At 61.4% G+C, this 12840-nt stretch carries 11 protein-coding genes and 1 tRNA gene; 5 read left to right on the plus strand and 7 right to left on the minus strand.

Annotated features, from left to right (window positions below; translation table 11 throughout):
- Nucleotides 1-121 precede the first annotated feature (121 nt).
- Both KY495_RS00995 and KY495_RS01000 read left to right on the plus strand, forming a co-directional pair.
- Nucleotides 122-1768 (plus strand): DUF4394 domain-containing protein, encoded by a 1647-nt coding sequence (locus KY495_RS00995; protein WP_219881933.1) that lies wholly within the window; start codon nucleotides 122-124, stop codon nucleotides 1766-1768.
- 119 nt (nucleotides 1769-1887) lie between these two features.
- Entirely contained in the window at nucleotides 1888-2196 is a 309-nt protein-coding gene (locus KY495_RS01000; protein ID WP_219881934.1) for a hypothetical protein, read from the plus strand.
- 58 nt (nucleotides 2197-2254) lie between these two features.
- Here the strand turns inward: KY495_RS01000 and KY495_RS01005 are convergent, their stop codons facing one another.
- The 4 genes from KY495_RS01005 to KY495_RS01020 all read right to left on the minus strand — a co-directional run bounded on the left by KY495_RS01005 (nucleotide 2255) and on the right by KY495_RS01020 (nucleotide 6550).
- Nucleotides 2255-3073: a DUF817 domain-containing protein gene (locus tag KY495_RS01005; protein WP_229518666.1), complete on the minus strand. Its 819-nt coding sequence runs from the start codon at nucleotides 3071-3073 to the stop codon at nucleotides 2255-2257.
- Between the two features lie 216 nt (nucleotides 3074-3289).
- The gene (locus KY495_RS01010) at nucleotides 3290-5131 is read right to left on the minus strand and encodes a S8 family peptidase (RefSeq protein ID WP_219881936.1); all 1842 of its coding nucleotides are present in this window, start codon (nucleotides 5129-5131) and stop codon (nucleotides 3290-3292) included.
- 358 nt (nucleotides 5132-5489) lie between these two features.
- Nucleotides 5490-5915, minus strand: a complete 426-nt coding sequence (locus tag KY495_RS01015) for a hypothetical protein (protein WP_219881937.1) — start codon at nucleotides 5913-5915, stop codon at nucleotides 5490-5492.
- Between the two features lie 236 nt (nucleotides 5916-6151).
- Nucleotides 6152-6550: a VOC family protein gene (locus tag KY495_RS01020; RefSeq protein WP_219881938.1), complete on the minus strand. Its 399-nt coding sequence runs from the start codon at nucleotides 6548-6550 to the stop codon at nucleotides 6152-6154.
- Nucleotides 6551-6799: 249 nt separating this feature from the next.
- On the opposite strand from KY495_RS01020, the gene KY495_RS01025 reads away from it, so the two are divergent.
- Both KY495_RS01025 and KY495_RS01030 read left to right on the plus strand, forming a co-directional pair.
- Nucleotides 6800-8593 carry an RICIN domain-containing protein gene (locus tag KY495_RS01025; protein WP_219881939.1) on the plus strand — a complete coding sequence of 598 codons (1794 nt, stop codon included), beginning with the start codon at nucleotides 6800-6802 and terminating at the stop codon, nucleotides 8591-8593.
- 274 nt (nucleotides 8594-8867) lie between these two features.
- Nucleotides 8868-10244, plus strand: coding sequence for an SGNH/GDSL hydrolase family protein (locus KY495_RS01030; protein WP_219881940.1), 1377 nt, complete (start codon nucleotides 8868-8870; stop codon nucleotides 10242-10244).
- 234 nt (nucleotides 10245-10478) lie between these two features.
- Here KY495_RS01030 and KY495_RS01035 read toward each other — a convergent pair whose 3' ends face one another.
- Together KY495_RS01035 and KY495_RS01040 are read right to left on the minus strand one after the other, a co-directional pair.
- Entirely contained in the window at nucleotides 10479-11009 is a 531-nt protein-coding gene (locus tag KY495_RS01035) for a hypothetical protein (protein ID WP_219881941.1), read from the minus strand.
- Complete coding sequence (locus KY495_RS01040; RefSeq protein WP_219881942.1) at nucleotides 10999-11523, minus strand: DUF2199 domain-containing protein; 525 nt, start codon at nucleotides 11521-11523, stop codon at nucleotides 10999-11001. Before KY495_RS01040 ends, KY495_RS01035 begins: the two co-directional genes overlap by 11 nt.
- A gap of 157 nt (nucleotides 11524-11680) precedes the next feature.
- On the opposite strand from KY495_RS01040, the gene KY495_RS01045 reads away from it, so the two are divergent.
- Entirely contained in the window at nucleotides 11681-12541 is an 861-nt protein-coding gene (locus KY495_RS01045) for a TonB family protein (RefSeq protein ID WP_219881943.1), read from the plus strand.
- A gap of 167 nt (nucleotides 12542-12708) precedes the next feature.
- Here KY495_RS01045 and KY495_RS01050 read toward each other — a convergent pair.
- Nucleotides 12709-12798, minus strand: a tRNA-Ser gene (locus KY495_RS01050).
- Nucleotides 12799-12840: the final 42 nt, after the last annotated feature.

Raw genomic sequence — 12840 nt, forward strand, 5'->3', positions numbered from 1 at the left:
ACCCGGCGCGCCAACAAAAAAGATGCGAGGCAAATGCATCCAGTTGTTGTTCGTTTGCGTATATGAATTGTCACTCCCGTTTCGGGACGATTCAACTTGTCCATAGAGAAAGGTTCATACCATGCACGCGCCTACCCTGCCCAAGCTCCTGCTCGCCTCTGCCATTGCCCTGTCCCTTGCCGCCTGCGGCAGTGACGACGACGCGGCCAGCGACACCCCGCCAGTCGTCACCACGCCGATCCCGCCGGTCGAAGCGGGCGACACCGTCATCCTCACCTCTGCCAATCGCCTGCTTTCCTACAACATGGACAACAGCGCCACCCTGCGCACCGGCGTGACGATCACCGGCATGCAGTCCGGTGAAAACATGGTCGGCATCGACTATCGCCCTGCCGACGGCCTGCTGTACGGCGTGGGCAGCACGGGACGGCTATATACGATCGATCCGACCACCGGCGTGGCCACCCAGAAGTCAACCCTGAGCGCCGACGCCACCGATACCACCAATCCCTTCACCGCCATGGCCGGGACCGAGTTTGGCGTGGACTTCAACCCCGTGCCTGACCGCCTGCGCGTTGTCAGCAACACGGGCCAGAACCTGCGCATCAATGTCGACACGGGCGCCACCACCACCGACGGCAATATCAACGGCGGCGCGGCCAACACCGTCCTCACGGCCGCCGCCTACACCAACTCCTTCGCCGGCACCGGCAGCACCACCCTGTTCGTGCTCGATGGTGCCAATGGCACGCTGTATACCCAGAACCCGCCCAACGACGGCACCCTCGCGTCGCCGGTGGCACTGGGCGTGACCGCCACCAGCGTGGGGGCGTTTGATATCGACGCGCGCAACAACCGTGGCTACGCCGTCATGACAGTTGGCGGCGTGCGCGGCATCTATGCCATCAACCTGGGCGTCACCACGGGCGCTGCCACCCTGGTCAATTCCATCGCCGCCATGGAAGACGTGCGTGGCATCGCCATTCGTACGCCCGCTGCGCCCACCGTGTTCGGCCTGACCAGCACCAACCGCCTGGTATCGTTCCGCCCTGCCACGCCCAACACCCTGGCCACCGACGTGGCAGTGACCGGCACCGCCAGCGGCGAGCGCCTGATCGGCATCGACGTGCGCCCGCGCGACGGCGCCATGATCGGCATCGCCGCCTCGGGCCGCATCTACACCATCGACACAGCCACTGGTGCGGCCACCCTCAAGGCCACGCTGGCTGCCGATGCGACCGACGCCACCGCGCCATTTACCGCCATCGCCGGCACCGAATTCGCTGTCGACTTCAACCCCGTGGCCGATCGCCTGCGCGTGATCAGCAACAGTGGCCAGAACCTGCGCATCAACGTCGACACCGGCGCCACCACGACCGACGGCACCATCAACCGCGCGCCCGCCCTGCCCGCCGTAACCGCTGCCGCCTACACCAACAGCTTTGCCGGCACCACCTCCACCATGCTGCTGGTGGCCGATGCCGACAGCGACAGCCTGGCGCTGCAAAATCCGCCCAATGACGGCACGCTGGTCAATATCGGCGGCTTCGGGCTCGATGTCAGCGGCGACGTGGGCATGGACATTGCCGGTGGCGCCAACGGCCTGGTACTGGCCGCCCTGCGCCCCGCGGGCGGGCCTGTCACCCTGTACCGCGTGAATGCGGCCACCGGCGCCGCCACGCCGGTCAATGGCAGCACCAATGCGGCCCTGTCGGCCATTGGCACCGGTGCGGTGGACCTGGTCGACATCGCCATCGTGCTCAAATAAGCGGGCACACCCCGTCGCGCGGCAGGTGACGGGGTAGCGCAATTCATCCTCAGCGCATCGTGCCTTCACATTGCGGCCCTAAAGTGCAGCTATCGACTTTAACCAGGATGGGGATCATCATGAATACAACGATGGGCAATGGCCGCGGTGGCGCCGAAAACAACATCAGCCGGGATATCGCCCGGGTGCTCGCGGGCACCGGCCTGCTGCTGCTTGTTCCACTGGCGGCCATGCAGTTCACGGACGAAGTGGTCTGGACGCTGTCCGACTTCGTGTTTGCCGCCCTGCTGATCGCAGGTACCGGCATTGCTTATGTCCTTATCGCCAGCAAAGTCAAGACCAGCCGCCAGCGCATGATCACCGCCGCCGTGCTGGCCTGTGTCTTCCTGACGGTGTGGGCCGAACTGGCGGTAGGCCTGTTGGACTGAAGGCGCCGAAGGCCACCCGCGAAAAGCCAGCGTGATGCTGGCTTTTTTACGTGCGGCGCTAGAGCGGCACCTGGACGCGTGCCTTGATATGTTTGAGGTTGGCGATGATCGTAAAGGTCATTACCACCAGCAGCGACCACGAGCTCCATTTCCCCACGTGCACCATGGACCAGGCGCCGAGCTGGTTGGGATACTTCCAGATGCCGAAAAAGGTACTGATGTTTTCGGCCAGCCAGATAAAAAACCCGATCAGCACAAAGGCAAGCAGCAAGGGCATCGTGCGGTCAACGTCCAGTGGCCGGTAGATGACGGTGGCGCGTGCGTACAGCCCCAGTGCGCACGCTGCGACGTACCAGCGGTAGTCGCCAATGAAATGATGGGTAAAGAAGTTGGCGTAAATGAGAATGGCAATGAGCGCGGCCATCCAGTAAGGCGGGTGATGCCGGATGCGCAGGTCAAACAGGCGCCAGGCCTGGATCATGTAGCTGCCCACGGCCGCATACATGAATCCCGCAAACAGGGGCACCCCAAACAGCTTGGTGTACGCAAAGTCGGGATAGGCCCATGACTTGATCCCGCTCGACGTCTTGAATACCTCCAGCGCGAAACCGATCACGTGGAACAGCGTGACCGCCTTGAGCTCATCGACCGTTTCGAGCCGCGACCAGACCATCCATGCCTGGATGCCGAGTGCCACCACAAGCAGCACGTCGTAGCGGGGAAGGCCGAGCAACCCGGCCCGGGGCACCGTAAACACCGCGAGAAAGAACAGTCCCACGAACAGGCAGGCGCGCGCGTTCTTGATGCCGAAGTAAATGAATTCTGTCAGCCAGCGCGCCGGGCCGGTGAGCGCCGGGCGCGCATGGTGGGCGGACAAGCGCGCATCAAGGGTGCTGATGCGCAAGGTGGAAAGCAGGGACAGCGTCTGGCCGGACAATTTCACAGTCACTCCAAAAAAAACGAGGGCATATGCCACCTCTTGCATGGTGAGGAGTGTGTGTGAAGTGACGATGAAGTGGCCGAAATCAAAAAAAGGGAACGCCAATGACGGCGCTCCCTTGTACGCACGACCGGGGTGCGGTCACGCCCCTTGTTACCAGCTCAGCTTGAGCGAATATTTGCCGCCGACCGCGCCCGTGCCCCCGCTGTAGTACACCACGCGTACATAACGGGCCATGGTCGTGCTGTTGTAGTTGGTCACGGAAACCGCATCAGTGGCGCCAGGTCCATTCTCGCTCTTGCCGAGCAAGCCGCCATTGGCGCCGTACACCAGCAGATCGTAATCTGCATTCGCGCTGCCGGGAATCAAGGTCGAGCTGAGCGTCTTGCCGGGCGGCAGTTGCACCAGGAAGATATCGGTATCGCTCCAGCTGCCCATGCTGCCTTGCACGGTCGTGCCGCTGGTAGCGACAATATTGGCGCTGCTCATGCCATTGTTCGGCTCCACTTCGGTTCTGAGCAGCGGATCGGTGGTCGGTGGCGGTGGCGTCACGGTGCCGCCCATGGCAAGCACGGCTGCGGTGGCATCGACCACCCCCGTGCCGCAGCCATTGCATGCTGCCGCAAAAGCGCGGGTGGTGGACTTGAGCCTGGATTCAAGTTCGTCGACGGTGACCGATGGTTTCTTCGCGATCATCAATGCTGCCACCCCGGCCACGTGCGGCGCGGCCATTGACGTGCCCTGCTGATACGAATAGCTGTCCGCACCCGGGGTGGTGGTGCCGGCGTTGTGGGTGGACAGGATACCGTTGGCATTGACCTGGGTGTCGCCACCGGGCGCGGCAACATCGATGACTGCGCCATAGTTGGAGTACCAGGCACGTCCACCGGAACGATTGACCGCTGCAACGGTCGTCACGCCTGCGCAGTTGGCCGGCGTGAAGCCGCTGGCATCCGTGTTGTCGTTGCCTGCCGCAACAATGACAATGCTGCCGCGTGCGCGTGCGCCATTAATCGCCGTCTGGGTGGTGGTGTCGCAGGTGCCGGGGCCACCGAGCGACAAATTGATCACCCGCGCCGGGTTGGCATTGGCCGGTACGCCTGCAACCGCACCGCCGGACGACCAGATGATGGCATCGGCAATGTCGGACGTATAGCCACCGCATTTGCCGAGTACGCGGGCCGGCACCACCTTGGCATTGAATGCCACGCCGGCCACGCCCACGCCGTTATTGGTACGGGCGGCGATGGTCCCCGCCACGTGGGTGCCGTGCCAGCTCGAATTGGTATTTTGCGCCGGGCGCCCGAAGCCGCACTGGTTCGCGATCAGCGAGTCGCCCGTATCGGTGGCATCGGCATCGCGGCCGCCACCGTCATTGGCCACGCTGGCGTTACTGATGAAGTCGTAGCCGGGCAAGAGATTGGCGGCCAGGTCGGGGTGCGGCCGAAAGCCGGTATCGATCACGGCCACGGTCACGCCAACACCGGTGGACTGGTCCCACGCTGCCGGCAGGCGCAGGCCGCCTGCCGCTTCAAAATAATGCCATTGCTCGTTGTAGCGCGAATCGGTCGGCGTCATCAAGGCCTGCAGCATGCGGTCCGGCTCGGCGTATTCAACCGACGGGTCGCGCGCCTTCAGGTCTGCCGCCAGCGCGGCCACATCCTTGACGGACATTTTTCGGTCGAGCTCGAACACCTGGGCACCGGTCGCGGTCGTGCGCGCCGCTTTCATGGTCACGCCCAGCTGCTGGCCGGCGCGGGCGGCAAAGGCCATGCGGCTGCTGCTCATGGGCGCCGCCATTGCACCCTGCTTGCCGCTTGTGGCGGCAGCGCGGTACTTGACGATCATGCGGTCGGTATCGGCGGCGTAGTGCCTGGCAGCGGCATTGGGCTGCAAATCCGGCATACCGGCCACTGCCACCATCGGGCCAGTTGCCAGCATGACGGCGGCGGCCATTTTTAAAAGGGTTGGATAGTTCAACTGCGATTGCTTCATGTCGTTTCCTCTGACTCCGTAAGAATTTATGGAGGAAGACGCAGGCATTACCTTTGTCGTCCAGTTATTCCCGTTATTCGCGGGACCCGCTTCTGAGTAGCGAGCTCTGCAATGTAAGACGTAATCACAGGCGCAGGACAACTGGTCTAGACAACTGTGCCGATTTCGGCGCGGTAGTCACATGAAATTCACACAGCATAAAATGTTTTTGTTGCATTATTTCTTGAAATAATGCAAATGTAAAATTTACATTTAACTGTTGGGCAGTTTTTCCCTTCACAAGCGAAAACGCCACGATCGACTCGTGGCGTTTCCGTATGACTGGGCGGAGGACCTGCCCTCCGCATCTGGCTAGCCCTTAACGGCCGCCGACATTGCCTGGCTTCTTGCCGGCACCCTGGTTATATGACTGCTGGCTGTCCGAGCGCTCCATCTGCGACTCGCGCGAGGCCGACTGCTTGTTGCCGGAACTCTGGGACGACTGCTTGTTGTCGGACTTTTGCGAAGACGACTGCTGATTACCAGACTGCGAGCCGGATTGCATATTGCCCCCATTCTGCGAGGACGACTGCTGGCTGCCGGATTGCTTCGACGACGACTGCTGGTTGCCGGATTGCCTGGACGCCGACTGCTGATTGCCCGCATTTTGCGACGCCGACTGCTGGCTGCCCGCGTTTTGCGAACCCGACTGCATATTGTTCATTGAATCTTCCGACGAACCCGACTTGTTGCCGCCCTGGGACATATGCTTACCGCCTTGCTGGTTTTTGCTCTTGCTAGTCATAAATGATCTCCTTGAGTCTGATAACTGAGGAAACGTACCACTGATGTGTACGTCTGCTTGAGTGAGACTATCTTAACCAGCTCGGCCTTACTCTGCCTCGGCGGTTCGGCAGGCTGTTTGTCGGACTAGGGGAAGCTTCCTTGTAGGACGAGTCACGCGGACCACGAGACGCACCGCGTTCGCCTGGCCAGGGGCCAGGGACTGCGCCCCGCCTGGGCACGCCGCCATCCGCCTGCTTACCGGGCCTTGACCCGGTGAAGCGCGCACAGCTTGTTGCCATCCGGATCGCGCACATAGGCCAGATGCATGGCGCCGAGCTGGCTTTCACGCGGGCCAGGCGGCTCTTCGCACGAGGTGCCGCCATTGGCCACTGCCACATCATGGAACTGCACGACCTGCTCCGGCGAATGGCACTTGAAGCCGATGGTGCCCCCATTGGCGGCGGTGGCCGCTTCCCCATTGATCGGCTCGCTCACGCAAAAGGTGCTGCCGTCGTGGCGATAGAACAGCCTGGTGTGGCCACTGGCAGCCACATCGCGGTGGGGCTCGCCCGCACCCAGCATGCCGAGCAAGGCATCGTAAAAGCGCTTCGACCGTTCGATATCGTTCGACCCAACCATCACATGATTAAACATTTCCCGTCCTCGAAGTGAGCATTGTTGTCCAAATTTTTTATAGAGTATAAGGCAACACGGCCGGCCCGCAACAGTGGCCTACCACCACGTACATATATCAGTGGCCGCACTCACATTATTGATGCTAGTATCATTTTTGGATACGCTTCCAATGAAGATGCGATTCAGCTAGTCGGGAAGACCTGCCCGCGGATGCCTTCATCCATGGGCAAGTCCACCTGTCACTTTATAAAAACCATTCGAGACAACATGAAAAACACACTCTTCGCGGGGAAGCTGCTTCCCCTGGCCGCGGCCGGCCTGCTGGCCGCCTGCGCCGACAACCCCCAGGACCACACGGCCATCGCCGCGCGTGCCAGTAAGACCGCCGCCGTGCTCGTGCAAGGCACGGCGGCGGACAGTCTGGCACCGGGCCGCTACGTCATCGTCAATGCCCAAAGCGGCAAGTGCGTGGACGTGGCCTGGGCCAGCATGGCCGACGGCGGCAACATCCAGCAGGTAGACTGCAACACCAACCTGGCCCAGGTGTTCGATGTGAGCCAGCCCGCAGCCGGCGTCTACAAGCTGACCAATGCCGGCAGTGGCAAGGTGATGGATGTGAGCGCGTCGTCGACCCTGGATGGCGCCAACGTCCAGCAGTGGACCGACAACGGCACCAATGCCCAGCGCTTCACCGTGGCCCGTACCCTTGGCAACCGCTACGTGCTCACCAACGTCAACAGCAAGAAATGCGTGGACGTGGCCGGCGGATCGCTCGCCTCCGGCGCCAACATCCAGCAAGCCACCTGCAACAATACGGCCGCACAGCAGTTCCACTTCTACCCCCGCAGCGATGCCGGACGGGGCGTGCTGCCGGTGGGGCTGTACGCGCTCAGTTCTCACCATTCTCGCCTGTGCCTGGGCATCGACGGCGCAAGTATCAACGCCGGAGCCAGGGCCGTGCAGGCCACGTGCGCCGCCACATCGGCCCAGCGCTTCCATGTACTGGCCGGAGGCAACGGCAGCTACTGGTTCGCCAACGCCAACAGCGGCCTGGCGCTGGAGATTGCAGGCGGATCTACCGCCAATGGCGCCCAGGTGATTCAGCGCGGCGACGCGCAGCAGCCGAACCAGCGCTTCAGCGTCAATGCCACCAGCAGCGGCTACCAGATCGTTGCGCGCAACAGCAATCGCTGCCTCGACGTACCGGGCTGGAGCACCACGGCGGGTGCCGTGATCCAGCAATGGGATTGCGGCAACCAGGCCAACCAGCGCTGGGCCTTCGAGCCCGTGACCGGCGCCACTGTCGAACCGCCACCGACGGGCGGCTGGCGCCTTGTATGGGCGGACGAATTCAACGGCACCAGTGTCGATATGAACAAGTGGGAATTTGAAGTCAATGGCGCAGGCGGCGGCAATGGCGAACTCCAGTACTACACGGCGCGGCCGGAAAACGCCTTCGTTTCCAACGGCGCACTCACGATCCGGGCGCAGCGCGAGAATTATTGCAGCACTGACGGCTGCCGCCAGTACACGTCCGCGCGCCTGCGCACCCGTGGCAAGGGCGACTGGCTGTACGGGCGCATGGAAGCGCGCGCCAGACTGCCGCGCGGCCAGGGACTGTGGCCTGCGATCTGGATGCTGCCAACCGACTTTGCCTACGGCGGCTGGGCTGCCAGCGGCGAAATCGACATCGTGGAAGCGGTCAACCTGGGCGGCGCGGGCGGCAACTCCATCTTTGGCACCCTGCACTACGGCGGCGCCTGGCCCAACAATGTCCACAAAGGCGGCAATACCGCGCCTGCGGCCAGCGTGGTGGATAACTTCCACACCTATGCGGTGGAATGGGAGCCGACCCAGATTCGCTTTTACCTGAACGGCGTGCTCTATCACACGGCAACCGACTGGTGGTCCAGCGGCGGCGCCTTCCCGGCGCCGTTTGACAAGCGTTTCCACATGCTGCTCAATGTGGCAGTGGGCGGCAACTGGCCGGGGTCGCCGGATGCGGGGACGGTATTTCCGCAGACGATGCAGGTCGATTACGTGCGGGTGTATCAAAAGTAAAGCGGCCAGTTGGCTGCGGTCACGGCCCCGCCTCGGTGAGTGCGGGGCCTTTTTATTGACGGTACTGGCCTCTGGAGGCGGCCCCGGTCGTCTTCCTTTACCCTTGCCCGCAGCGTAGAATAACGCCCATCAATTTACCGGCTGAGTACGCATCGGCTCGCACAAAACAATCGCGGCTAGTGATACGTCCTCTCGGCGGCTGACCGGCGCCATATAACGGCAGGGCCCTTGTGCGACTCCTGAAGCAATCCCACCTGCCATTCTGAGGAGATTCATGAAGCTTTTTACCCAATCGGCGCTGGCGCGCTCCAGCGGTGTCTGCCTGTTCGCGTTTGCCGTCGTGAGCGCCGGCTGCACCTCCCCTGCCCGCCTGACCAGTGAGCAAGCGCCGCCGGAGCAAGCTGCGCAATGGACCGGTACCTGGGGCACTGCACCGGCAGGCCCGACGGCACCTGGCAGCATACAAAGCTTTGCGAACCAGACGCTTCGCCTGATCGTTCATACCAGCATCGGCGGCTCACAGGTGCGCATTCGCGTGTCGAACGAACACGGCGCCGTACCGCTGTACATCGGAGCAGCGCGCATCGCCCTGCAGCGCACCGGTGCCGAGATTGTTCCGGGCAGCGACCGCGCACTCACCTTTTCCGGCTCCCGTTCCGTCACCATACCGGCCGGCTCACCGGCCGTTAGCGACCCGATTGCGTTTGACGTGCCGGCATCGTCGGATCTGGCCATCAGCCTTTACTTTCCCGCGCAGGTGCAGGTCACAACCATCCACGAAAACGCATTCCAGACAAATTACGTTTCCGCGCCGGGCAACTTTGCAGCTGCAAGCGTGCTGCCCACCCAGAAAGCGATTACGTCCTGGCCATTCCTGACCCAGGTTGATGTCCTCTCGCGCGCCCCGGTACTGGTGGCCTTTGGCGATTCCATCACCGAGGGCGCCATCACAACGCTCGACGCCAATCAGCGCTGGCCCGATTTGCTCGCGCGGCGCGTGCAAAGTGCGGCAAGGGCGGCATCGGCGGCGGGTAAGGCGTTGGTGCATCCGACGCCAGCCATTGGCATCGTCAATCGCGGCATCGGTGGCAACCGTCTGCTGCGCGATTCCGGGGGAGATGGCCTGGCCGGACGCGCCGCCTTGGCGCGTTTTGACCGCGATGTGCTGGCGACGGCCGGTGTCGAGCATGTGATCGTGCTACTTGGGATTAACGACATCGGCGTGCCTGGCACCCCTGGTTCGACTCTGGAGCAGGCCGTGACGGTGGACGACCTGGTCGCCGGCTACCGCCAGCTGATCGCGCGGGCCCGCGCCAGGGGCCTGAAAATTTACGGTGGGACCATGACGCCTTTCGAAGGCACCATCTACCCGGACTATTATTCGCCAGAGAAAGAGCGCGTGCGGCAGGCGGCGAATGCGTGGATTCGCACCAGCGGAGAGTTTGATGGCGTGATTGACTTCGACCGCGCGGTCCGCGATCCCGATCATCCGGCGCGATTGCTGCCGGCGTTCGACGGCGGCGATCATCTGCACCCGGGCGACCTTGGTATGCGGGCGATGGCCGACGCTGTGCCGCTTGAACTGTTTGCTGCAAAGCGCACGGGTTCTGGTGGCGTTGATGCCGTGCCCACGCTAATTGGAACGCGATGAGCTAAAGATCCAGGCAGCCGATCACGCAGGGCACGACGTCGAAAGCCGGACGTGCCGTGGGTGGGGCCCGTCCACAGCTGATTTTCGCTCATCGTGAAGATCATGCGCGAGCGTTGCGCGCACCTTGTTTCATCTTTGTGACCGCAACCCGGCGGTCAGCTACAGATGTCCTCTCCGCCCTTTTTCTTCGCGTGGGGATTGTAGACCTAGCTTCGGCTGCATTCAGGGCATACACTACTGCTGGGGGCTGGAGAAGTTGCGGATCATACTCGCAACTGCCGCCGGTTCAACAGCAATGTCAAGATTGAAGGGAGCGCTATCGGACGCAGATACGATAAGCGTCCGGCCAGCGGCGCCCGATAATGCAATCCCGGCAAGAACACGCGCGGCATGTACCGCCGTTTGCGACACCGGGCCCGCACCCGCGTGGTGAATATGATGCGGCCCAGATCCCAGAAACTTCCCATTGTCCGGCGTACGTTCCAGCCACTCCAATCGCCAAAGCGGCCTTGCCGTTTTGATGAGGAGCGGCTCAAGCGAGACCCATTCCCGTGGTTCGGACGGTTCAAGATCGAACTTCAACGGGAACACCTCGAAGTATTTGGCCAAACCCCGATCCTCAGTAGAAAACACGACACTGCGACCATTTTTCATCCTGAGTGCGACAAAGAATCGCCAATAGCCATCGGCATGGAAATAGGCATTCACACGCCGCCCAACAAGCTGCGAAAAGTCAGCGCATGCCGTCACCGACTCAATCAGCATGGCGACAGCCTTCTACGGGATGCACTACCGCCGCGTAGAGCTGCGCTACCCGCGCAACGGATATCCCCTCGCGTTGTTCGATAGCGAGCGGGTGACAGTTCGGCTCCAGTTCGACGTAGGGTCGAAATCGGCCATCCCTCAGATGAACACGGGTCTTCAGATTGACAGTGTCGGGATACGGCCCGAGGGCTGCATTCAACCATCCAAAGAAGGGGCCAATATGCGACCGCGTATCGGCATCAAAACACGCTGCCCATTGCTGATAGCTTTGCTCGCTCAGCGACACCCACACCCCCCAAGAAAGCGGCTCTGCTTCCTCAAGCACGGGAATTTCGAGACAGCAACGAACAAAATACTGCGCCTGGTCGATGACGCAGGAGTCCGAATCAAGCTGGCAGCGTGCCTGACGTTCGTGGACCGGGACGGCGTAATAGCTCAGGGGCGCGTTGGCACCAAACGCGGGCATACCTTGATGAACCTCGCCGCATCCACTGCATAAACACTCAAACACCATCGCGACTTCCTTTCTCGTTCATCCGTTACGCCACCCTGCCCCGTCTCGGGGAACACATTTTCCGGAAAACAAACCAGCAAGACATCTTTGATGCCTCTTACGGGAATGCCGATGTTGTATAATAATTGCCAAATCCATAACATCAAGTGCGACCTACATGCGTTCATCCCAGCCCGTCACGGCATGCTTGCCAATTGCCACCGTCAAAGCCTCAATTGCCGGCTGGCTGATTCGCACGACGTTCGCCTTCTTGACGCTAGCGTTATCTAATACGGCCTGGGCGGCAGAACCCACGGTGGAGTACTACGACGTGCGAGGCGCCACGATGGAGCAGTTGCGCAAGGCGATGCAGGAAAATGGCCCCGTTGGCAAGGACGGTACCCGGCATGAAATTTACACGAAATGGCAAGTGTTTTGGAACTATAAACTCGTGCCCGCAGGCGCGACATGCAAGCTCGTGTCGATAAATACCAGGCCGGAAGTCACGATTACGATGCCCAAACTGGTCAGCGAAGGCGAGGTGCCAGAGCATTTGCAGCGCTCATGGGAGAGCTATAGCAGCGCGCTACGAATCCATGCGAACGGTTACTACGATAACGCTATCGGGGCGGCAGGTGAAATCGAACGCCGTCTCACTGGCATGAGCAGTACTTCAGGTTGCAAACTGCTGGCAGAAGAGTTAAACGGCAAGGCCAAGGCTGTCATTGATGAGTACAAGGCGAAGGACCGGGCACATGAGGCCAATCCAGTACAGCTCGCCGAGCAATCGACGTGCAAGAAGCCGGAATATCCGGCTGACTCGCGCCGCAACGGAGAGCAAGGCATTGTCAACGCCTCATTTCTGATCGGGCCGGACGGCCATGTCATCGACAGGAAGATTGTCAGATCAAGTGGCTTCGTGAACCTGGACAATGCGGTACTCGACGCCCTTGGCAAATGCAGTTTCAAGCGGGCAGGCAAAGATGTGACGCCGGAGCCGCAGTGGCAGCCCGTTCAATATGTATGGGTGCTGCAGTAGCGCTAAAGGACGGCTGAAGGATACGGTTTTGTTCGCCATCCAGTGATGCAAGCACGAAATGTCCGGGATATCGGTATCGGGATCTTCTCTGCATGACGCGAAATCGAAAAAATTTCCCGAACTAGAATTGAAAAAGCCCCAACTCGTGGGGCTTTTGTTCTATATCTTGGCGGAAGCGGTGAGATTCGAACTCACGAACGGCTCACACCGTCGCCAGTTTTCAAGACTGGTGCCTTCAACCACTCGGCCACGCTTCCTGCAGACCCGCATTATACAGAAATCAGCTTGTCGTGGGCATC

The organism is Massilia sp. PAMC28688 (assembly GCF_019443445.1).
In the GTDB taxonomy this organism is placed as follows: domain Bacteria; phylum Pseudomonadota; class Gammaproteobacteria; order Burkholderiales; family Burkholderiaceae_D; genus Telluria_A.

Excerpts from the sequence above, each read along its gene's own strand:
- KY495_RS01020 (WP_219881938.1), bottom strand. The coding sequence starts at position 6,550 with ATGTTTAATCATGTGATGGTTGGGTCGAACGATATCGAACGGTCGAAG.
- KY495_RS01010 (WP_219881936.1), bottom strand. The coding sequence starts at position 5,131 with ATGAAGCAATCGCAGTTGAACTATCCAACCCTTTTAAAAATGGCCGCC.
- KY495_RS01045 (WP_219881943.1), top strand. The coding sequence starts at position 11,681 with ATGCGTTCATCCCAGCCCGTCACGGCATGCTTGCCAATTGCCACCGTC.
- KY495_RS01040 (WP_219881942.1), bottom strand. The coding sequence starts at position 11,523 with ATGGTGTTTGAGTGTTTATGCAGTGGATGCGGCGAGGTTCATCAAGGT.
- KY495_RS01025 (WP_219881939.1), top strand. The coding sequence starts at position 6,800 with ATGAAAAACACACTCTTCGCGGGGAAGCTGCTTCCCCTGGCCGCGGCC.
- KY495_RS00995 (WP_219881933.1), top strand. The coding sequence starts at position 122 with ATGCACGCGCCTACCCTGCCCAAGCTCCTGCTCGCCTCTGCCATTGCC.
- KY495_RS01000 (WP_219881934.1), top strand. The coding sequence starts at position 1,888 with ATGAATACAACGATGGGCAATGGCCGCGGTGGCGCCGAAAACAACATC.
- KY495_RS01035 (WP_219881941.1), bottom strand. The coding sequence starts at position 11,009 with ATGCTGATTGAGTCGGTGACGGCATGCGCTGACTTTTCGCAGCTTGTT.
- KY495_RS01015 (WP_219881937.1), bottom strand. The coding sequence starts at position 5,915 with ATGACTAGCAAGAGCAAAAACCAGCAAGGCGGTAAGCATATGTCCCAG.
- KY495_RS01030 (WP_219881940.1), top strand. The coding sequence starts at position 8,868 with ATGAAGCTTTTTACCCAATCGGCGCTGGCGCGCTCCAGCGGTGTCTGC.